General features: G+C 43.9%; 19 protein-coding genes. 7 read left to right on the top strand and 12 right to left on the bottom strand.

The genetic code is table 11. From position 1 onward, the window contains the following. The first annotated feature begins 91 nt into the window (after nt 1-91). Complete coding sequence (locus tag ABVS15_RS10120) at nt 92-1,036, top strand: DUF3991 and toprim domain-containing protein (protein ID WP_369283605.1); 945 nt, start codon at nt 92-94, stop codon at nt 1,034-1,036. A gap of 31 nt (nt 1,037-1,067) precedes the next feature. On the opposite strand, the gene ABVS15_RS10115 is transcribed toward ABVS15_RS10120, so the two are convergent. Further along, nucleotides 1,068-1,613, bottom strand: coding sequence for a ClpX C4-type zinc finger protein (locus ABVS15_RS10115; RefSeq protein WP_316323431.1), 546 nt, complete (start codon nt 1,611-1,613; stop codon nt 1,068-1,070). A gap of 82 nt (nt 1,614-1,695) precedes the next feature. Here ABVS15_RS10115 and ABVS15_RS10110 point away from each other — a divergent pair, with 82 nt between their 5' ends. The 5 genes from ABVS15_RS10110 to ABVS15_RS10090 all read left to right on the top strand — a co-directional run bounded on the left by ABVS15_RS10110 (nt 1,696) and on the right by ABVS15_RS10090 (nt 5,798). After that, a complete protein-coding gene (locus ABVS15_RS10110) occupies nt 1,696-3,519 on the top strand; it encodes a VirD4-like conjugal transfer protein, CD1115 family (RefSeq protein ID WP_369283604.1) in 1,824 nt (607 codons plus the stop codon). A gap of 15 nt (nt 3,520-3,534) precedes the next feature. Then, nucleotides 3,535-3,801: a helix-turn-helix domain-containing protein gene (locus ABVS15_RS10105; protein ID WP_369283603.1), complete on the top strand. Its 267-nt coding sequence runs from the start codon at nt 3,535-3,537 to the stop codon at nt 3,799-3,801. Between the two features lie 251 nt (nt 3,802-4,052). Next, complete coding sequence (locus ABVS15_RS10100; protein ID WP_066646156.1) at nt 4,053-4,385, top strand: helix-turn-helix domain-containing protein; 333 nt, start codon at nt 4,053-4,055, stop codon at nt 4,383-4,385. A 128-nt stretch (nt 4,386-4,513) separates the two neighbouring features. Next, nucleotides 4,514-4,762 carry a hypothetical protein gene (locus ABVS15_RS10095; protein ID WP_369283602.1) on the top strand — a complete coding sequence of 83 codons (249 nt, stop codon included), beginning with the start codon at nt 4,514-4,516 and terminating at the stop codon, nt 4,760-4,762. Nucleotides 4,763-4,811: 49 nt separating this feature from the next. After that, complete coding sequence (locus ABVS15_RS10090) at nt 4,812-5,798, top strand: GGDEF domain-containing protein (protein WP_066646154.1); 987 nt, start codon at nt 4,812-4,814, stop codon at nt 5,796-5,798. A gap of 79 nt (nt 5,799-5,877) precedes the next feature. Here ABVS15_RS10090 and ABVS15_RS10085 read toward each other — a convergent pair whose 3' ends face one another. Continuing rightward, nucleotides 5,878-6,321, bottom strand: coding sequence for an Lrp/AsnC family transcriptional regulator (locus ABVS15_RS10085; protein WP_066646153.1), 444 nt, complete (start codon nt 6,319-6,321; stop codon nt 5,878-5,880). Between the two features lie 137 nt (nt 6,322-6,458). Between ABVS15_RS10085 and ABVS15_RS10080 the strand changes: the two genes are divergently transcribed. Next, nucleotides 6,459-6,875: a carboxymuconolactone decarboxylase family protein gene (locus ABVS15_RS10080; protein WP_066646151.1), complete on the top strand. Its 417-nt coding sequence runs from the start codon at nt 6,459-6,461 to the stop codon at nt 6,873-6,875. A gap of 756 nt (nt 6,876-7,631) precedes the next feature. Here the strand turns inward: ABVS15_RS10080 and ABVS15_RS10075 are convergent. The 10 genes from ABVS15_RS10075 to ABVS15_RS10030 form a co-directional block, all read right to left on the bottom strand. After that, nucleotides 7,632-8,288, bottom strand: coding sequence for a hypothetical protein (locus tag ABVS15_RS10075; RefSeq protein WP_369283601.1), 657 nt, complete (start codon nt 8,286-8,288; stop codon nt 7,632-7,634). A gap of 82 nt (nt 8,289-8,370) precedes the next feature. Then, nucleotides 8,371-9,450, bottom strand: coding sequence for an EcsC family protein (locus ABVS15_RS10070; protein WP_369283600.1), 1,080 nt, complete (start codon nt 9,448-9,450; stop codon nt 8,371-8,373). A 4-nt stretch (nt 9,451-9,454) separates the two neighbouring features. Further along, nucleotides 9,455-10,492, bottom strand: coding sequence for a macro domain-containing protein (locus ABVS15_RS10065; protein ID WP_369283599.1), 1,038 nt, complete (start codon nt 10,490-10,492; stop codon nt 9,455-9,457). A 72-nt stretch (nt 10,493-10,564) separates the two neighbouring features. Next, nucleotides 10,565-11,749: a hypothetical protein gene (locus tag ABVS15_RS10060; protein WP_369283598.1), complete on the bottom strand. Its 1,185-nt coding sequence runs from the start codon at nt 11,747-11,749 to the stop codon at nt 10,565-10,567. 18 nt (nt 11,750-11,767) lie between these two features. Further along, nucleotides 11,768-12,160, bottom strand: a complete 393-nt coding sequence (locus tag ABVS15_RS10055; protein ID WP_369283597.1) for a hypothetical protein — start codon at nt 12,158-12,160, stop codon at nt 11,768-11,770. Between the two features lie 86 nt (nt 12,161-12,246). Next, nucleotides 12,247-12,927, bottom strand: a complete 681-nt coding sequence (locus ABVS15_RS10050) for a hypothetical protein (protein WP_369283596.1) — start codon at nt 12,925-12,927, stop codon at nt 12,247-12,249. Nucleotides 12,928-12,957: 30 nt separating this feature from the next. Next, a complete protein-coding gene (locus ABVS15_RS10045) occupies nt 12,958-14,730 on the bottom strand; it encodes a DUF262 domain-containing protein (protein ID WP_369283595.1) in 1,773 nt (590 codons plus the stop codon). 34 nt (nt 14,731-14,764) lie between these two features. Further along, complete coding sequence (locus ABVS15_RS10040) at nt 14,765-15,376, bottom strand: hypothetical protein (RefSeq protein ID WP_369283594.1); 612 nt, start codon at nt 15,374-15,376, stop codon at nt 14,765-14,767. A gap of 22 nt (nt 15,377-15,398) precedes the next feature. Continuing rightward, nucleotides 15,399-17,918, bottom strand: a complete 2,520-nt coding sequence (locus ABVS15_RS10035; RefSeq protein ID WP_369283593.1) for a DEAD/DEAH box helicase family protein — start codon at nt 17,916-17,918, stop codon at nt 15,399-15,401. Next, nucleotides 17,915-20,356, bottom strand: a complete 2,442-nt coding sequence (locus ABVS15_RS10030; RefSeq protein ID WP_369283592.1) for a site-specific DNA-methyltransferase — start codon at nt 20,354-20,356, stop codon at nt 17,915-17,917. Before ABVS15_RS10030 ends, ABVS15_RS10035 begins: the two co-directional genes overlap by 4 nt. Nucleotides 20,357-20,367 lie beyond the last annotated feature (11 nt).

Raw genomic sequence — 20,367 nt, 5'->3', positions numbered from 1 at the left:
TTAAAAAATATGTACCCGAAGCCATGCCGTCCTGTAAAAAGGGCGGCATTTTTTCATCGAATCGGCAATCGCCATCAATAGGAGGTGCTCTATGGGTGTGTATGTGCATTTTACAGATGAACAGAAATACCGCGCCAACAATGTGGATTTGGCGGACTTTCTCCAGCGGCGCGGCGAAAAGCTCCTGCCCAGCGGCCGGGATAAGCGGCTGGCCTCCGACCACAGCATCACCGTCCGGGGAAACGAATGGTATGACCACTCCGCGGAGAGCGGCGGCTATGCCATTGATTTTGTGCGGAAGTTTTACGGATGCTCTTATCCCGAAGCCGTGACCCTGCTGCTGGGCGGTGAGCAGGGCGAGGTCTACCGGCCCGCCTCACAAAAGAAGCAGGAACTGAAAAAGCCCTTTGCGCTCCCACCGGCCCATACGGATATGCGGCGTGTGTATGCCTATCTGGTGAAAACCCGGCACATCGGCCGAGAGGTGGTCAGTTACTTTGCAAAGCAGAAGCTCCTCTACGAAAGCTGCGAAAAATCCAAAGACGAGACAAAGGAATATCACAATGCGGTATTTGTGGGCTTGGATGAAAACGGCGTTGCCCGCCACGCCCACAAGCGCGGGATTTGCACCTTGGGGCAGGCGTATAAAGGAAATGTGGACGGCTGCGATCCCCGCCACAGCTTTCACTGGTTTGGCGAAAGTGAGCATCTGTATGTGTTTGAAGCGCCGGTGGATCTGCTGTCGTTTATCACCCTGCATCCGCAGGATTGGCAGCGGCACAGCTATGTGTCCCTCTGTGGCGTGGGCGGTCAGGCGATGGTGTGGATGCTGGAACAGTATCCGCAGCTCCGGCAAGTCTCGCTATGCTTGGATAATGATGAAGCCGGTCACAAGGCCAGCGAGCGACTGAAACAACAGCTTGCGGAAAAAGGATATCCCTCTCAGCGGCTGATTTCCCAGGGAAAGGACTGGAATGACGATTTAACGGAAGCGGCACAGCAAAGGCAGAGTGGCTTTGAAATGCGGATGGCATAGCAATCAGGCAGGGTATGAGCCCTGCCTGAGATTATTTTTTATCTTTTTCCTCTTCTGTTACTTCCTCCAGTATCTCGGAGCATAGTCCGATGCATTCATTGCAGATTGCTTCATGGGTACCCGCGATGATGCGTTCCACCTCCTGCTGGCTCTTGCCGCAGAAGCTACAGTGAATATCCTCGCCATGCTCTTCATACCGGGCATCGTCGTATTTTTTAATGTGCTCGATTTGCCGCTTCAAAGGTTTTATGTTCTGCAGAAGCGACCATACGCAATCATAATGCACTACACAGTTCTGGTCAAAGTATTCTGCTTCCAGCCACGGAAATTTCTCCAGCCGCATCTTGTAGCGGCTTGCCATCGTTGAGAATCCGACCTTTTTAATGGTGCGCTGAAAAAGAATAAATTTCAGCAGCAGCGCATCCCGAAGTGTTTCGTCTTCCATTAGTGTCTCATAGCTTTCAATTCTGCCTTGAGCCGCACATTTTTGAATAGAGGATAGCTGCTCCGTGAGCTGTTTATAGAGAAACAGATGATAATCCAGTTTGCTGTCAAGCAGTAATAATTCCTTGTCCATTATATGTCCCCTTTATCGATAAGCATGACTTTTATGAATTTATTTTACCACCAAATCGACTGATAAGAAAGGAGCTTTCCCAATGCAATCCCAGGTCTACCTCTTATTTGCTGCGGCCGCCGTGATGTTTCTCGTCATCGGCGGCCTTTCTCTTTTGGCGCACTATTACACCCTCAATGGAATCAAGTCCCGCACGGTGGGCGATGGCCAGCATGGCACGGCGCGCTTTTCCACCAAGCAAGAAATCAAAAGCATTTATAAGCACATTCCCTTCCAGCCGGAGCTGTGGCGGCAGGGAGAAAGCCTCCCCGCTGTTTCGGAGCAAGGCATCATCCTCGGCAGTACAGGAGCGAAAAATAAGGTCACGGCGCTGGTGGACACCGATGACGTCCACTGCCTCATGATTGGCGCGTCGGGTGTGGGCAAGACGGCCTTTTTCCTGTACCCGAATCTGGAATATGCCTGCGCCAGCGGCATGAGTTTTCTGACCACTGATACCAAGGGGGACCTCTACCGCAACTATGGCGCCATTGCCCGTGACCACTACGGCTACCATGTGGCGGTCATTGACCTTCGAAATCCCACCCGTTCCGACGGCAACAATATGCTCCAGTTGGTCAATACCTACATGGACACTTACCTTGCCGACGAAAACAACCTTGTGGCAAAGGCCAAGGCGGAGAAATACGCCAAGATCATCTCCAAAACCATCATCAACGCCAGCGGCGAGAACTACGGGCAGAATCAGTTTTTCTACGATGCCGCCGAGGGACTCCTGTCTTCCATCATTCTGCTGATAGCCGAATATCTGCCGCCCACCAAGGTGGATGGGAAAAAGGTGGACTGCCGACATATCATCAGTGTGTTCAAGCTGGTGCAGGATTTGCTGGCCCCCAGCAAGGTGAAGGGCAAAAGTCAGTTCCAGCTCCTCATGGAAAAGCTGCCGCCCGACCACAAGGCCCGCTGGTTTGCGGGAGCTGCTCTCAACTCTGCGGAACAGGCCATGGCGTCGGTACTCTCCACCGTGCTGTCCCGCCTGAATGCCTTTCTTGACTCCGAAATGGAGCAGATACTCTGCTTTGATACAGCCATTGATGCGGAGAAATTCTGCAATGAAAAATCTGCGCTGTTTGTGGTCCTGCCCGAAGAAGATTTGACCAAATATTTTATGGTCAGCCTGATGATCCAGCAACTCTATCGGGAAATTCTTGCGGTGGCGGACGAGAACGGCGGCAAGCTGAAAAACCGTGTCATGTTTTACTGTGATGAGCTGGGTACGCTGCCTGCCATCGAATCGCTGGAGCTGATTTTTTCGGCCAGCCGCTCCCGCCGCCTTTCCATGATCCCCATTATCCAGTCCTTCGGCCAGCTTGAAAAGAATTACGGCAAGGAGGGTGCGGAAATCATCGTGGACAACTGTCAGGACACTATCTTCGGTGGCTTCGCACCAAACAGCCAGACTGCCGAGGTGCTGAGCAAGGCGATGGGCAGCCGAACGGTCATGAGCGGCAGCATCAGCCGTGGAAAGAACGATCCAAGCCAGAGTTTACAAATGATGGAGCGCCCTCTCATGACGCCGGATGAGCTGAAATCCATTCCAAAGGGCAACTTTGTCGTTATGAAAACCGGCACCCATCCCATGCGAACAAGGCTGCGGCTGTTTTTGGATTGGGGCATCCGCTTCAGAAAACCCTATATCGTTGAGGAAAAGGCGAACCGGAAGGTAGTCTATGCCGATAAGCAGACGCTGGAGGAAAATATCGTTCGCAAACACACGGCCTGTCTGATGGTGGACGAGGAAACCGGGGAAATTCTTGAACCGCCCATCGGAACCGGTGCACTCCACACACCCGTGGCGGAACCGCCCGCAGAGCCTCTAAAGCGGCGCAGCCATGTCAGAACGTAAAGGAGCTGATAATCCATGAGCTTTTTTAACCACATTTATTCTGCCTCGCCCGATGAGCTCCCCCATCGGGCGAGGGCAGTTTATATTTACCTCCGTGACCGTGCCGGAAAGGACTCAGACTGCTGGCCTGCGGTCAAGACCATTTCCGCCGACTTGCAGCTCTCCCGAAGCACTGTCAAGCGTGCCTTGCATGATTTGGTGAAGGCGGGGCTGATTGAAAAGGAGTCTCGCTACAGGGAGAACGGCAGTAATACCAGCAACCGGCTGATTCTGAAAAAATAAACCAAAATGTAAAAAGCGAAAAGACGGACTTCCCGCCAAGGGGGATTTCCGCCTTTTTGCTGAACCCAGGTGCGGTTCATGATGGACCCACCAGAACCTCTCACTCTAAGAATATTTATTACAGAAAAAGAAGAAGTGTAACTTTAAATGTTTTTCTGTAATATACAAGGAACTATTTATGGAAACACTACTTCTGTAAACTATAAATATACAAATAAAAATTTAATGTTACAAATGGAGGTGAGAATAGAATGCGGCAGGCATTGGGAAAGAGAATAAACCAATTGCGTAAAAGCAAGGGATTAACTTCTGAGCAGCTTTCGGAGCTGTGCGGAGTAAACGCCGTGCATATCCGCAGAATTGAAAGCGGCGGCAGCCTGCCCAGCTTTTCTCTTTTTCTGAAGATATGCAATGTGCTTGGAACTTCTGCTGATTATCTCTTGGGGGATCTTCTGGAACATCCAGTGATACCTGACAGCGTGGAGCAACTCGGCAAACAGCTAAAGCACCTGGAACCGGATCAAATTGATATGGTCAATGAAATGATAGAAGTATTGGTTCGCCATATTACCGAAAAGGAATAAATTTAAGTTAGTCAATTAGAGTCTCCGAAAGGAGGCTCTTTTTGTGCTTTCTTCAACTTGATTTTATGCAAATTGTAACCTATAATGATACATATAAAAATTATAAGTTACATTAAAGAGGGATAGGTATGACACCAACTGAAAAAAGAAAACTGATTAAGCAGGCAAGCAAATTATATACATTAGGCATTACTGTAGAAAGGAGAAGAGAGAAGGTTCGCCGATTGGTGGAGAAAAAAATTCCATATGATTCACCGGAAATGGAAAAAGCTTTGTCTGAATTCCATACTGCAGATATGGAATGGAAACGTCTGGAACAGGAGCACCTAAATTATCGCGCTCAGTTTGGCATCCCCAATGATGCTCTGATCAAATAAGCGTATATAAACGCTTCAGAAAAAGTTTTTGAATATTGCGAGGAATGCTATGAAAATACAATGTTTTGACGATAAACAAGTCAAGGAAAAAATACAATACTATAATAACCAGCGCATGGCAATGTCGGTATTGCTTATTATTGCAGTTGCCATTCTGTTGCTGGTTCCATCACTTGGAGCAGAGTCTGCGGCGATACGAATCGCAGTTTTTGGATCAATAGCTTTTATTTTATTATCCATATTGTTTGTTCTTCCGTGGCAAAAAATTGTACTAATATTTGTAATTGTGACCGCTTATATAACAATTGAATTTTGCTTAGGGAAAATATATCTCAAAGAGTTTTTACTGCTGTTGCTCTGCAACATATCTACACTTTTAGTTTCTGTGAGAATAGCCCGAAATTTTATTCATACGTCACTTTGCGAATATAAAACAATGAGTGCTTTGGCACTGGAGGCAACTACGGATCATTTAACACAACTGCTTAATCGAAACGGTCTGGAACAAACACTCTCCACAGCTTGGAACATCTGCAAGCGTGAAAGAAAACTCGTTGGGGTGCTTCTGATCGATATAGACTATTTTAAAAGCTATAACGATACATTAGGTCATCTAAAGGGTGACCATATATTACAGCAGGTTGCCCTTCAGATGAAAAGTTGCTTTAAAAGGGAAGGTGATATTATCGGGCGAATCGGCGGGGATGAATTTTTGATTTTTATTCAGGATACCGAAGATGAAAGGGTCGTAAGTATGGCACAAAATCTTCTCGCCTCGCTCTCGCAACTGAAGGTGAAATCCTGTCCCAATCAATGCCTATCTGTCAGCATAGGCATTGAAACAGGTATCCCGGACAAACAAGACACAATAAACGATTATTATAATCGTGCAGATAAGGAACTGTATTATGCCAAGAAGAACGGTAGAAACTGTATTTCACACAAGCATACAATTGTTAAAAATTCAAATGAGCACACACAGCAAACCGAATTATTGGGTCTAAAAAGCCTAATTACAGAGTGTGTACGCAAATGAGAAATAGAATTAACTTGTTGAAAAAGCAATCAACGTTTTAGGAAATCCATTTCCAACAAATGCATTTATGACAAGTCATTTATAAAAACTTACAGATACAGCTATCAACTTCCACTTCTGAAAAAACGATCGATGTCTTTGTCGAAGCATAAGCGGAAACAGTATTGATGAACGGTTCGATATCCTCCAACGATGGGACCGACAATTTCACGATAAAGCACGCTGCTCCTGCAACCCTATAACACCATTCGCTGTATGGATAGTCCTTTATAAAGCTCTTGAATTTTTCATACTGACCGTCCCTCATTGTAACTTCAATAATACAGTCTATTTTAAGACCGAGGTTCTTTTTGTTAAGGCAAACCGTATATCCCTCAATCACGTAATGGTCCTCAAGCCTCCGAACTCTCTCTGTAACGGAAGGCGGAGAAAGGTTTACCCGTTTTGACAGCTCTCTAATGGAGATTCGGCTGTCCATCTGCAGTTCCCGCAGTATTCGCACATCAATTTCATCTATTTTCATATATAACACCTTTATAAAAAAATATATATTATATGATATAATATTTAAAAATACTCATATCATATAATATACATTTATTATTATAATCCTGATATAATTACTTTGTCAACAGAATGAATTATACGAGGAGGAAAGTTATGGCATTAATTTCATTTTCACAGAACGGGCTTACACCTTTTCAGCAATTGTTAGGACATAATAAGGATATTCTGGAGAAATGGATATCCTTGGAAGAATGCTTCTTTGGCCGGGATACCTTATCAGCAAAACTAAAAGAAGAAGTCCGGCGTACTCTGGCATTCAATAATGGATGTGAATATTGTAAGGCTAAAGGGGCTCCTTCAAAAAACGAAATGGATTCACGAATACAAATGGCTATCCATTTGGCGAACTTGTCCGGTAGAGCAACGCATATCAGCAATGATGAATTTTGCATGCTGAAAGAAGTGTTTACAGACAGCGAGATTTCAGAGCTTTTGGCATTCATTTGTTTTATAACAGCCTGCCAAAGATTTGGCGCCTTATTGGATCTGGCACCAGCCTGTCAAATCTGAGAGTTTCACATACCGCCGGTTAAAAAATAAATTCTTGTTTGATACACTAAATAACAGGTCTGGGTCTGTAATGGACAATTCGGGCCTGTTATTGTTTACAGTTTTTAATAGGGCTTTCTATTGTACGACAGAAGTACACAGAAAAATTTGTTTCAGTTTTTCGGCAACGATTTTCTCTGTTCCTTTGTTGCACAAAGAAACAGAATAACACTCAGCGTCGTAATTGCATCTACGGCAGCAGGAGCGTAATAGATGCCATTTTTCTCCAAAATCTGCTGTAGCAGCCATAATGCCGGAATATAAATAGTACCCTGTCTGGAGATGCTGAACAAAAAGCCTGCCCTGCTGTATTTAATGCAGGGCAGATAAACGATAGCCATCGCTTGAAAGCCATATGTGAAAAACAAAATGCTGGCAAACATAATCTGGATCAGTGAAAGAACAATACCGCCTGAAACTGACCACGCGGTTTACAATGCCAAGTGCCGCTATTGTGTTGTCTCCATATGGTGCGGCAATTATGTTCGCAGCACTGAGGGGAAGACTTTGGAAAAGGTTGATGGCGAAGATTGAAACGCCGACCTTAAAGATTGGCTTGGCTAACCAGGATTTCAAGCGGACATTTTTGACGGAAAGCTTAAGGTAGCTTTTGTGCCTCAGATAATATGGCAGTAGGATCGCGACGCTGATGAACTGTCTGATCACGTCGGTCCAGGCCGATCCTGCAATACATGCGGTTCACTCTCCTATGCTCCATTACTTTTTCCGTTTTCCTCTACGCCTGACATCCTTACGAATTTCTTCAAAGCATGCTTCGTCTACGGTTCCTTTTTCCCGAAATGTCGATACGGCGGCACTCATTACTTTAAAATTCAATTCCGTTCCCGCGCTGTCCGCCAGATAGTCAACAGCTCTATCTGGGGCAATTCCAAACCGCCCCGCAGTCTGTACAGCGTCGATGTTTGCACCGAGAAAGATAAACTCCCAGCCGTATTTTGCCTTTTGCCGCTCAATCTGTGCTTTTATCTTATCGGATGAATATTCGCGGCTTGCGTTTTCCTCGCCGTCGGTAATAATTACGAACATCACCTTTTCAGCTCTATAGTCGTCGGCTGTGTTCTTTTGTGCATTGCCGATTTTATGAATCGTCCTGCCGATGGCATCAAGAAGCACTGTGGAGCCGCCCACCTGATACTCTTTCTCCGTGATTGGGTTGACAGCCCTAATATCAATGCGATCATGAAGCAACTCGTAGTTATTGTCAAATAACACCGTAGTAATGCGGCATTCACCCTCAACCGCCTTTTGCTTTTCAAGCATAGAATTATAGCCGCCGATCGTGTCTTTTTCCAAACCACTCATTGATCCGCTTTTGTCCAGTATAAAAACCAGCTCTGTTAATCCCTTTTTCATTGCTATGTCCTCCTTAAGTTTTGTTGATGACTTAAGGATAACAGCTCCAGCGGGGCGAGTGGTCACTTCGAAAGCGACAATTTTAATCGTTTTTGTTCTCGTTTACAATTATGTCGGTATCAATAATTACACAGTTTTCACTGCTAATCTCCATGATGCGGTTTTCTTTTTCTAAAATGAATCGTTTCTGATAAAACACGTCAGCGTAGTCTAATACCTTTTTCATTTGTGCTGCATCTATAAATGCACCAATTATTGCCGAAACAAAAGGAATTCCTTTTTTTATAACCTCTTTTGTAAGTTTCTTGCCAATTTGTTCAAACACCTCTCTGAACAGACTATTTTCAAGACCCTTTTGCCCAACTTTATCGAGTGCTTTTTGCGCAGCTTTATTCGCCAAAGCTCTCATTTGTGTCATCAAAAGAGGAATACCGCCTTTTGAAGCCATATCAGACCAAGTCTTTTGGGCCGTTTGTTTAATCATAGAAGCTTGACTCATTAGCATTATTTTACTAATTGTAGCTGTCAATTCGTTATTTACATCTTGCTGGGTTGGACTTAATGCTCTTGTAAAAACTTCGCTTGCAATCACTAATTCTTCAACGCTATTCTTTACATCGTAGCCGTAATACATTGCGATCGATTGTACGGCTCTAAAGTAAATAAATGTACTCAGGACTAAGTTGAAAGGTATTCCTGCAAAGCCAAAAAAGCCTGTTGCGCCGCCCTCTGCAAAAGCAATAAAGAAGTCTTGAGTTTTATATGAGGATACAAGTTTTGATATATTGTAGCTACGTGCAAAGCAAATGTCCTCAAAGTCAGAAATAGAGATATTTGGTGTTACTTTATTTACTTTTGATATGATTGCCTGTTCGCTAATTGAAGTTTTAGCAGCCATCTCTTCAACGTACTTAAATCCTTTAGTAATCAGTTCAAGAGCCTGTCGGTATATTTCCTGTTCTGATATAGCTGAGGATACGCCGCTCCCTAAAGATTTAACTTTGCTGGGGATAATTTCTTCAACTTTCGAGCCGACCTCTTTCAATGTTTTTGATACTTTGCTCGGCTCAATTAGTTTATTATAACGCTCCGTCAGTGTATCGAGGGCGTTCGCCTCTTTGGTATCAATGATTGGTTTAGGAATAGGAATATTTTCTTTCATTTCATCAGCCTCCCAGCAGCGGCTGGTCGTATTCGAACAGCACTTCGTTTATCTTAAAAACATCATACTTGCCGTTTGTGATAAAATACTCCACAATCACGTCAAACTTAACAGCGTGAGAAAGTGCATATCCCGCACGCTTCAAGAGGTCATCGGTTTCGTCAAGTGATAACTCCAGCGCCACGGCAAGGGCAATTGCTGTGCGCTTGCTCGGCATATAGCCTTTGTTGCTCCGAATTTTAGAGAACAGCTTACGGTCAAGGTTGGCCCGTTTATAAACTTCCACATCCGTCTTACCTTTGGCATCAATCAAGCGTAGCAACGTCTTTGAGAACGGCTCATCAAGGTTGCCGACCAAATCATCAAGTGGGGCGGGTGCGCCAACGGATGGAGCAAGCATCTCTTTTAAAAAAGGCCCGTTGTACTTACTGGCGCTTTCATCGGCCTCATCTAAGGCTTCCTGCTCCACATCAAGCAGTTCCCGGCTTTGAGTTTGGTGCGGATGCGTATCGGCGTAATGCTCGTCAATATAGCTGTCTACCGCACCAAGTAGTTCACGGCTTATGTTAAATGCCGATTTATCAAATACCACAAGAATCACATCAATGTCATGGTCAGATAGAAATTCCTGAATAGCCGAGGTAGCTACTTTTAGTGCTTTATCCTTTGGATAGCCATATATGCCGCTTGAAATTAATGGGAAGGCTATGCTTTCACAATTGTTTTCAACAGCTCGTTTCAGCGAATTCGTGTATGCGGCACGGAGATCTTTCTCATTCTTTGCCTCATTCCAATGTCGATAAACCGGCCCCGCCGCGTGAATGACAAACTTCGCCGAAAGATTAAACCCCGGTGTGATAACGGCGTCACCAGTCTTTATTGGTGCGAGTTTATCGCAGGCAGATTGAAGCTGCGTTGTTCCCGCCGCTTTAAATATCGCTCCGCAGACCCCGCCGCCCATTCGCAATTCGGTGTTAGCTGCGTTGACGATGGCGTCAACTTTCAGCTTTGTTATATCTTGACGGACAATAGTAAACGGCATTAACACACCTCCTCTTTTGTCATCAGCAATTATTCATCTACTGCTTTAATTTCGCTGAATTATATAATGCCTTTACTTTTGAAGATGGGTAATACTGTTGGCAAGATATTCATCTACAGCAATTGAACCAGAGAGTTCTTTAATCAACTGATTGCCGAGAGAGAAATCTGACACCATAGCACATAATTTAATTAATTCTACGGCACAGTTAGAATTTTTGCTCGCCAAAGAATACGCCTTTTTCATTTCATGATAAGCCAATGTAATAAGTCCGCTATCCCTCAGAGCATCAGCTCTATTAAAAAGCGTATCATAATTCAAATCCATTTTGCAAAGTGCATTTGCCGCCCACACTCCCCGAAACCCAGCCTCATTGACAGCGATGGCATATAACTCCATATATGCAAGCTGCGTATATGGTGCGGCTATCTCTGTTGCAAAAGGAGCCATTCCTAACTCATAAAACCCCTCGCAATATGAGTTTACATATTTTAAATCTTCTTGTATTACATCTGATCTAATATCATATATGATAAACTTGTCAGCCTCTAAAGAAACAGGAAACGCTTTTTTCCCAATAGCATAAGTACATGTTGTATCAAAAAGAATTTTTACATTATCCCTCAAAGTCCAAATCCTATAAGAAAAGTCAAGCCCTCCGAAATCGCCATGAAGTATCTGCTTTTGAACCTTAAAGAATTCTGCATTTTCCGCCCAAGCAACAATATGGTATTTTTCTCCGTTGTCTACCAGAAAGATTGTTAAGTTGGTTTTTGAAACATTTGAAATTCGTGCTTCTGTGTCAATATAGATGTTCCCATCATAAAAAGTAAAGGCGTTTTGAAAATCTTCCAGATAAGGAATGATAACAAAAACCACCTCGTTTTTATCTTTTGAATAATCGGCTGTTATTTTGTCATATTTCAAGTTAAGTGAATAATCGCTAAGGTATTCATCCAGTTCTTTTGCATATGTCTTGTAATTAGGAAATCTATTGGCCCTCAGCATAAATTTGCGGTCATGCTCTGCAAAATCCTGGTGCAAGCTTTCGTGATAAACGACGGATGCCAAAGCTTCATAAGAAATGTCATTACTATTTAATGCCCGGCTGATAGTAATCTGATTATTATATAAATCGTATTTGCCATTGATGGCTGTCCAGTGTTCATCAGACCATAATATATTGGGGCGCGGTAAAGTCGTTGATGCATAGTACTTTGTGCGTACTTCATCAAGTATTTTATCTAAGTCGTACATCGTGTTTGCTCCTGTTAATCATTTTTCTATTACCCAAAACTTTCTTTCGCTTCCAAATGCGCCTTTATCACGTGGCTCAAAGCCCAATGTTTCGCAGTATCTTGCATATTCCTTATTTAAGATAGAATTAATCGAAGGTTTGGCACCCAAAATTTTTGATATAGCCGGATTAGTCTCTTTCCCGTCTTTTTCCACGTTGTTCAAATGAGCGTCCATTGAATTGTCAGCGTAACCAATGAATCTACTGGGATAAAATCTATAAACGCTGGAATCTTCCATCGCAACAAAGCAAGTTCCGTTTTTGATTAAGTTAAGGGCAAAATCATATTCCGGATCAACTTGAGAATTGAGGTATCCATCTAAAGTTTGGATGTTCGTGATTAATTCATTTAAATTAGAAACGGTTTTCATAATTAATTAGCGCTCCTTTTCTTTGTTTTACAACAATTTTTCAATACTTCTCTTTCCCAAAAAAGTGAACTTAAAACCGATTTTTGTTATGTAATTTCAAATTTTAACTTTTTGTTCAAAGAAGGCGAATTTTCATTCTTTTCACGATAGGCCCAAAGGATTTTATCAATTTTCCTTGGCGTCCATGTGCCAGTCTGGAATATTCGATTCAATTCGTCTGCCTTTGCGCGCAATACCTGTTCAATCATTACGCCATCTGCAAGCGTCAACGCCTCCGGGCGCATCCGAACAAGATTTTCAAGTTCATTTAACTCATCAATACGCAGCAAGGACTTCACTACAAATTGGTCAACCGTTCCAAAATAATCAGGGAATAAAACTGAAAGCAATCCTGACGCTCCGGCGATACCCAAACCTCGAATCCTGCTTGCGATCTCAAGTCCAGTACGAATTTGTGTTTTATCAAAAGAAAACAATTCGTTCTGAATCTCAGCCAGTGTTGTGATGTCAGTCAAATGCCTTTTTAACTGTGCGCGGGTGGTGGCAAGCCGATTTTTGGCAGTATATTTCCAGACAAAGTAAGTATCGTGGAGAAAGAGATAAAATGTCTCAACATTCATTTGTTTTATATCATCTGGATTTAATACTTCAAGCGACTTTTCTAGACTTCTATTGGCGTTAGAAACCTGATTCCAATAACAATTTTCGGCAATCAGCCAATCGTCTTGGCAGGTAGAATGCCACAGCTCTTCAATTTTCAAATCCATCGTCTATCCCCCAAGTTCTTTTCTCACAAACTATCCTTGCAGTTCCTTTTTTAATCTATCAATTATTAAAGTTTCACGGGCTTCTAAAAATTCCGGGAAGTTTGTAAACGCAAGATCAACACCGTCGGGTATCAGATGTTTCTGCCGATAGGCAGTCTTTGCCTCTTCTGTAGGCAGGTTATCCTCAAACCACTTCTTAAAATCTTTATTGGTTTTTGATGTGTTGTCCAGCCCCTCAAGTAATTGAAGGTTTCCTATGTAATTGAAGTTCTCCAAGAAATCTGAAATTCTATCCGAAGGAACTCCCATCTTACGAAGCTTGCGCTCTGTGAACTCTGCTTTTGGGAAAATGTGATCCATATGAAACAAATTGTGCAAGTCTGCCCAAGGGTAGAGAACCGACATCACTGTCAGCGTATCACCTTGTCCATATTTGAGATACAGCAGATTTTCAATGTCAGCATCCGTGAATTCATGTGTTCTGTTTGTTCCCTTAAACCGCTCAATAATTTGTTTAAGTGGAAAGATCGAACCATCACTTTTAGCGATTATCTCCCGAATAGGGCGCAGGACACCATCAGGCTGGGAACTGAACACACGCTTCAGCATGGCGCTTACAAGCCATTTTTTAATTGTCCTAACGTTTTCAGCATTTTTGGGTGATGCCGCAAAATTTGAAGGCAAGCCTATGTGTTTAATATAATAGGCGATAGGTATGAACAGGTTATTTGATGTCAGGTTATCTCTGTTAAAACCCAGTCTGGCAGCAAGGGTCACCGCTTCTCGCAGGGCAGCCATAATATTTGACCATTCCGACTGTATCTTCATCATATTAGTGTGATTGAAGTTATCAATTTTGAATGCTATGTCAGGGAAATCACACAGGACTAAACAGGCTTTGAGTATAAAATCTTTATTGACATTGAATCCTCTGCCGATTGCGTTTATTTCGTCAACGGCACTATGAATTTCCTCACGAGCATCCAGGTCATCCCATTGTGCAGAAGCAATGGAAAGGAGAAGGTCGGAGTAACTGAGTGGTGTTCCACCGCTGTTTACACGAATAAAGATATTGAGGACTTTGTCCAGTTTATCGCTCTTTTCAAGATAATAGCTGATCGTTCCATCGGCGTGAATTGCTTGCCACAGTTTACTAAGTGTTTCGGTGGCAAATTCTGCTTTCTCCTCATCATATGAGCCTTGTCCGATTTTAACAAGATAGCTGTTGACTTTTTGGAGGTACTTCATCGCATCGGACAGTTTATCAAAACTCAATATATCCCCAACGAAAAACCAGTAGTGGCTATCGTCATTTTTGCACTCATCAGAAGTAAGAAATGCAAAATCATAAAACCAGTCATCGTCATCCGATTTTTTCAGTAAGTTCAGATAAAGCTTTCTTATAGGGTAGGCTTTCGGATTGTCATACCGCATATACGGTTTTTTATAGGCGTATGTCCCCATTAATCCTAAATACAGCGATGTCAAGCGTTGCTGGCCATCAAGAATAGCAGTGACGGTCTCGTTGCCGATAATACTTGCTTTCGGATTGTGCCGACCATCCTTTTCCTGTTCGTGATAATTCCGAAGAAATTCATAAAAAACAAATTCCTTCACGTTAGCAGGGCTAACCTCCCAAAACAGAAAGGAACCAATGGGATAGCCAAGCATCAGGCTGTCAAACAGCTGGGTTATTTGGTCTACATCCCAGACAAATTCACGTTGAATAGACGGCAGCAAATATTTTTTGCTATGTATATTGGAAATTGTTTCCTTGATTGTTAGTGCAGTTTGAAAAGCCATAAAGTACCTCCAAATCTTTTTATTCGTATTGTTATTATCTGTCAATCGGCGTCTTGGCCAATGAAATTACTGTGTCGCGCAACTCGGTAAAAGAACACTTTTTAACACCAAGGGCCAATAACGTATTTAACCCTATTGATTTTTGATTGCTAACGGCAGTGTCCAGAGCTTCTGTAGCAATGGGGTAAAAATCCCACTGTGCTAAGTCAAGCGGGTTTACCAACTTCTGTTCTTTGCAGTTTTGAACGCAAAACACATAAACGTCCGCTTGGCGCATAGCAATTTCCGCATAAGTATTCGTAACCGAATCCCAAGCCAGAGTTTCACGGATGCCAAAACGAATATGGGATATCCTCTTTTGCGCCCAACTCTGCAAATAGGCTGAGGTTTTCACTTCGATTTTTATACCTTCTGGTGTCAACACGTCAAAAGCTCTCCAGCCTTCGCTAACACCATTGGCACAGTGCATCGCCAGAGAAACAATGTACTCGGCGAGTTTGCCACGCTCCGTATTTCCCATCAGGTTGGAGTATGCCCATCTCCAAAAGTCTACAAGATGAGCGGAGCAGCAGCCGTTAAGGAAACACTCGTCACCATGCTTTTTTTCCACGGCCAGCTCCGGATATTGATATTCACAATTAGCCACGATGTTTCCTCCTTCTTGAAGTCTATTCCTCTGTTTGTGCATCCTCATTAAAGATTCTATCGAGTTCGGCATTAGATGTCACACCGCGAACCCTATTTCTGACACTCAGTTTTCCCATATCCAAGCGATAGAAGTGATCTCGCTTGTCCGCTCCTTTTACCTTGCGGATTAATTGAATACGTCCGAAATGCTCTCCGTGCTTCTCTGCAAACTTGGCCAATCCGACGGCTTTTGGATAATTATCCTTACGGCTTGAGTCATGCGGTTCAAGTACATCAAAAACATATCCATGCGCATCAGCTCGGACAACAATCAGGTCAGGGAACATCGAAGTTACCACTCCGTCCACTTCGTATGGAATTTCCAATGACCACCTTTTACGGTCAAGGTTGCGGAGCCACGCTACAGCACCCTTTTCATCCTTCATTTCTTCCCTGATAACACCAAGCTCCCAGTCATTCAGGCTTACCTTGAATTCACCACCATCAGAAGGGATGTAGAGGTGTTTTTCCAGAATTACAGCATCTTCGCCAATCAAAAAATCAATGGTTGGGGGCAGCTCCCAGTCAAGCGCAATTGGGGTCGTTGATGATAGAGCCAGCTTTTTATAAGCATCTCTACGATCCTCTTTCAATTTTCGGAATGCTGTTTTATTCATGTCATATAATTCATTGAACAGCTTGTCTGCAAACGATTCAAGCCGCTCCATGGCTGCATTATCGTTTGTCAACACAATGATTTCTGTTTTTACATCCTTAAAATCACGGACAGCGTGACGGACCCAATATTCCTTGTGCAGACCCTCACCGAGCACTTTTCCTGCCCGTTCAAAGAGGTTGTTGATATCAAATTCTGAGAGCTCCACAATTTCTGATATGTTGTCTGTTGTCCCTTCTGCGCTGCTGCCGTAATCTATGGTAAGCGTTCGCAGCGCCAAGCCTGTAACAGCTTTAGATATCTCCTCAAATTTGCCGCTTTTCTTCAATGCGGCTATTTCCGACTCAAACTCATCAAGTACCTTTTTCAGTGTGCTTTTTCGCGCTTCAGGCGCAATCATGTCTTGCGTTAGCGCACGGGCAAGCGCAATCAGTCTACGGAGTGCGGGTTGTTTCCGTGCGGAATCTATGCGATAAGTAATTAAATTCATATCGCCAAATACATCGGCAAATGCAGGATCACGTTTCAGGGTGATAAGCTCCTTATGCGATCCGGTTTCAGCAGGAACAATTGCCTCACTGTCGCGCAATGCCTGCTCCACCATTTTGACTGTTTTTTCATCAAAAAAAGGAAGAAATAGACCTACATTGTTCAGTTCGGCATCAGACTCCACACGACGGGCAAGCGGGGTACGTATCATACGTCCGAGCAATTGGGCGATATAAGTATAATCGTTTGCGTGCCGGAACGACATCATTGTTTCGGCACGGGGGCAGTCCCAGCCAGTGGAAAGATTCATTTTAAAGAACACAACGAGAGCCTTTTCATCTTCTTCAATGCGGGAAGCATCCACCCTGCGTATATCCAGCCCATGCCTTTTAATGGTTTCATGTTTATCAAATGTATGAACAACTTCTCCGGCTTGAAGTCTGCGCCCGATAGCGTCTTCAAGTATAGAGATACAGGAATCCAAATCTGTTTGAGTGATTTCACGTTCATTTCCGTCCTCAACCTGAATGACAAGAACAGGACGGACCGGTTTCTTAATTTCCTCGCGGTCACAATAAGACTGCCACCGTTCACATTTCTTCTTCCAATTGGCAACCGCTTCCTTAAACATCGTCATATCGGCACCGATTGCAATGTCAGGGAAGTGAATAATAACTCTGTCTTTCAAAAGGCCGGATTCTCGCACATCTTCCGGGGGAACGACAACTTTTTGTATAGTAGATGTTGTATCGGCCACAAGCTTTTGAAACCGTTGAGGTGTAGCGGTCACTCCGATAATAAGCGGCATAACAGGGAGAGTATCTTCTTTACTGCCCTTAACAAATTTCTGCATGATAGATTGCGCTTTGTTTTCGGCCTGTGAGGAAGTAAATGTTCCTCTGTGCGCTTCATCGATTACGACATAAAAGGACTTGGGCTGACGCTCCGCAGTATTTGCAATTGTTTCCCAAATCGTGTATTCACGCAAATTGGATTTTTGCGTGAGCAGCTTGTCCGAACCGAGCTTCTGTGTGTTCAGAAAATAGATGCCGCCGGGGGAAAAATACTCTGCATCGAAAGTCGAGTCAATTACTCGAATGTCCCTTGCGCGAAATTTTTCCGATTTGCTTTCAATTTTCAAACGTGTCTGCTCATTGAGTTCCGGCATATCCGAAAGCCAAACGAAAACAGAATCCGGCTCCGCTACTCCATAGGCATGGCCGAAGATAATGTCTTCAAATAAAGCGGTCATAATAATTGTCTTACCGGCACCTGTGGGAGCAGTAAACGAAATGACCTGAGGATCTTTTTCACTCCAATAGGCATGTGCTTTTTTTATCTTCTCGTGCAAGTCGGCAAGTGCCGATTCTTGAAACGGAAATAACGTTGCTCTCATAGATTATTCCTCCTGCTCCCGATTACGAAATTATCAATATAGTCGCGGTATAGCTGATAAGTTTGCTCGATTCCAATACCATCCGACATCTCTCTGAACGCTTCCTCGGAGTTTGTAACAAAATATACCGTACCAATATTTTTCGTCTCCAGCAAAGCCTCGGCAAATTTGCCGTAGCAGTCTTCGTCAAGGAGAACTGCAAAAGAATTCTGCGGCAAAATCAACATATTCGGCAGTTCCGCACTGTCCAGCTCGGGGCGTTTGCCGATCGCTCCGGCTTTCAGCCATAGCAGGGGAAGAATCTCGGCAAATTGCTGACCGAGCGACACGCTGTTTTTATCAAGAAAGCCAAGCTTGAAGTATTCTGCATTAGCGGCGAAACCTTCGCTCATCGGGCGCTTCAGCGGTTCGGTTACCGTGACCGTACCGAGAAGATCCACGACCTTTTGTCTGATGTTATTATATGTTCGGCTGTCTTTTGGCACGATATAGAAATCGGTTATATGCTCCCGATCCTCAAGGGCATTGAGCCATTCATCAGCAGCGTCAGGGTCAAACAACACGGATGCTGTATGCTTTTCTGATACAATGAAGCGGCTGTCTGCTTTCACAAGAGACTGCGGCAGCTTATCCTTACCGATGAGAGCAACAATCTGCTTTTTCGCAGCAGGGGTAAGCGATGCCGGGCTTTCAACAAAGCCCATCTGATAAAACGAGCGATTGACTTCTTTTGTCGTTGTTTGGTTTGTAAAATATTCGCCTGAAAGCACCGTGCCATCAGCCCGTTTGCCGAGGATGCTGTACTCCGTGCGCGGCCAAGTAACCGAACGGCAAATGCCGTGCTTTTCCCATTCGGGGTCACCCGGCTGGTATCCCCGTTCAGTTAACAGTTGTGCTTCGGCTTCAGAGACTTCGTTGTTTGTTACAAGGATGCATCGCCGTTTTCCATTGTCCTCAGCATTCAGCAAATTAACAGCATGAAGAGTCGTTCCACTACCGGCAAAAAAGTCAACAATAAGAGCGGTAGGCTTGTTTTTCATAACTGCAGAAATGGCATCCTTTGTAGAATAAAGAGACTTCGGGAACGAAAACGCTCGTGATTGTCCAATTAACGCTGATACCATGTCTGAACCATATGCACCCGCATCGTGAGTGGTACGATGCCATACGGTTTTTATTACTCGTGTGTCATCGTTAACATATTCAATTTCCACAACACCTGTAATGGGATTCCGAGCAACAATTCTTATACCACCGCGCTCAATTTGAAGCTGATTAGGTTGGCTGATGTAAGAAATACCCCATGTCTCTCTTTGCATGTCAAATTTCCCACATGCCACATATCCCTTTTTAATCAGATCATTCAGTGTTTCACTGCCCACACTCCACCGGCCATATGACCCATCGCGTCTGATAGGCCATGCAACATCATATCCATCGATCTTATCTCCAAGTACAGGATTCTGGGAAATGGGTAGATAATGCCCAGCACGAATAATCATCTGTTTTTCAGCATCGATTAAAACAGGATAGAACATACTCTCCCTATCAGTTCTCAGTGCGTCTGTTCCGGAACGAAGAAGCCCTTTCCATCGAGGCTTTCGATTAGGATTAGGTATATTAAGCAAATTATCTTTGCTGTCTGCAACAAATGCGTTCTTAGCAAAGCAAAAGATAGCATACTCCTCTACACGGGAAAAACGGCCTTGAGTTACACCTTTGGGATTCGTGACTGCGGTTATCATTTGAACAAAAAATTCTGGAAAGATATCCTCAAGCATCGTCCGTAGATGGTGAACCTCATGTTCGTCAATTGTAACAATAAGAACGCCTGTATTTGGATTAAGAATACGCTTCGCCAATCGTAAACGCTTTTTCATCATCGAAAGCCATTTGCTATGGCGCCATGCATCGGCGGAGTCCACATAGTCGTTATTATATTTCCAATCCCTTGCCCCGGTGTTGTAGGGCGGGTCTATGTATATGCAATCCACTTGTCCCTCGTAAAGATACTCCAAGAGTTGGAGGGCGTGGTAGTTATCCGCTTCAATAATCGTGTGCCAGAGGCTGTCATTCGGCGCATTTTCCACTTTAGCAATGGGTTCGAGAGAAGGGAAAATAGGATCGCCAAACTGTGCCACAGCAACCAGATCGCATAAAGGTATGGTTGTTATTTCTGACGATACCTTATCCTCACAGACGGCAGTTTTGCCGTCAATTTTTTTTACTATGTAAATTTGGTTTAGTTTGCCTGTCTTGCGTGCAACGGTCGAATCGCACCTTATGGGTACGCCATAGAGCGGAGTACATTCAGGGACGTGTTCCTCAAATACCAGACCGAACTTTTTATTTTTACTGATGCGGGTTACTTCCTCCGTCAGCCGTTCGCGCAGCATTGGATCAGTAATTTGCTGTAATAGGTCTTTAATAGCCGCCATGTGCTTTTATC

Origin of the sequence: Oscillibacter sp. GMB15532 (assembly GCF_041020825.1) — a bacterium.
Classification (GTDB): Bacteria; Bacillota; Clostridia; order Oscillospirales; family Oscillospiraceae; genus Oscillibacter.
This window is presented reverse-complemented; position numbering and strand designations above follow the sequence as displayed.

Bases quoted from the DNA above. Each gene is read 5' to 3' on its own strand.
- ABVS15_RS10120 (WP_369283605.1), top strand. From the start codon at position 92: ATGGGTGTGTATGTGCATTTTACAGATGAACAGAAATACCGCGCCAAC.
- ABVS15_RS10115 (WP_316323431.1), bottom strand. From the start codon at position 1,613: ATGGACAAGGAATTATTACTGCTTGACAGCAAACTGGATTATCATCTG.
- ABVS15_RS10110 (WP_369283604.1), top strand. From the start codon at position 1,696: ATGCAATCCCAGGTCTACCTCTTATTTGCTGCGGCCGCCGTGATGTTT.
- ABVS15_RS10105 (WP_369283603.1), top strand. From the start codon at position 3,535: ATGAGCTTTTTTAACCACATTTATTCTGCCTCGCCCGATGAGCTCCCC.
- ABVS15_RS10100 (WP_066646156.1), top strand. From the start codon at position 4,053: ATGCGGCAGGCATTGGGAAAGAGAATAAACCAATTGCGTAAAAGCAAG.
- ABVS15_RS10095 (WP_369283602.1), top strand. From the start codon at position 4,514: ATGACACCAACTGAAAAAAGAAAACTGATTAAGCAGGCAAGCAAATTA.
- ABVS15_RS10090 (WP_066646154.1), top strand. From the start codon at position 4,812: ATGAAAATACAATGTTTTGACGATAAACAAGTCAAGGAAAAAATACAA.
- ABVS15_RS10085 (WP_066646153.1), bottom strand. From the start codon at position 6,321: ATGAAAATAGATGAAATTGATGTGCGAATACTGCGGGAACTGCAGATG.
- ABVS15_RS10080 (WP_066646151.1), top strand. From the start codon at position 6,459: ATGGCATTAATTTCATTTTCACAGAACGGGCTTACACCTTTTCAGCAA.
- ABVS15_RS10075 (WP_369283601.1), bottom strand. From the start codon at position 8,288: ATGAAAAAGGGATTAACAGAGCTGGTTTTTATACTGGACAAAAGCGGA.
- ABVS15_RS10070 (WP_369283600.1), bottom strand. From the start codon at position 9,450: ATGAAAGAAAATATTCCTATTCCTAAACCAATCATTGATACCAAAGAG.
- ABVS15_RS10065 (WP_369283599.1), bottom strand. From the start codon at position 10,492: ATGCCGTTTACTATTGTCCGTCAAGATATAACAAAGCTGAAAGTTGAC.
- ABVS15_RS10060 (WP_369283598.1), bottom strand. From the start codon at position 11,749: ATGTACGACTTAGATAAAATACTTGATGAAGTACGCACAAAGTACTAT.
- ABVS15_RS10055 (WP_369283597.1), bottom strand. From the start codon at position 12,160: ATGAAAACCGTTTCTAATTTAAATGAATTAATCACGAACATCCAAACT.
- ABVS15_RS10050 (WP_369283596.1), bottom strand. From the start codon at position 12,927: ATGGATTTGAAAATTGAAGAGCTGTGGCATTCTACCTGCCAAGACGAT.
- ABVS15_RS10045 (WP_369283595.1), bottom strand. From the start codon at position 14,730: ATGGCTTTTCAAACTGCACTAACAATCAAGGAAACAATTTCCAATATA.
- ABVS15_RS10035 (WP_369283593.1), bottom strand. From the start codon at position 17,918: ATGAGAGCAACGTTATTTCCGTTTCAAGAATCGGCACTTGCCGACTTG.
- ABVS15_RS10030 (WP_369283592.1), bottom strand. From the start codon at position 20,356: ATGGCGGCTATTAAAGACCTATTACAGCAAATTACTGATCCAATGCTG.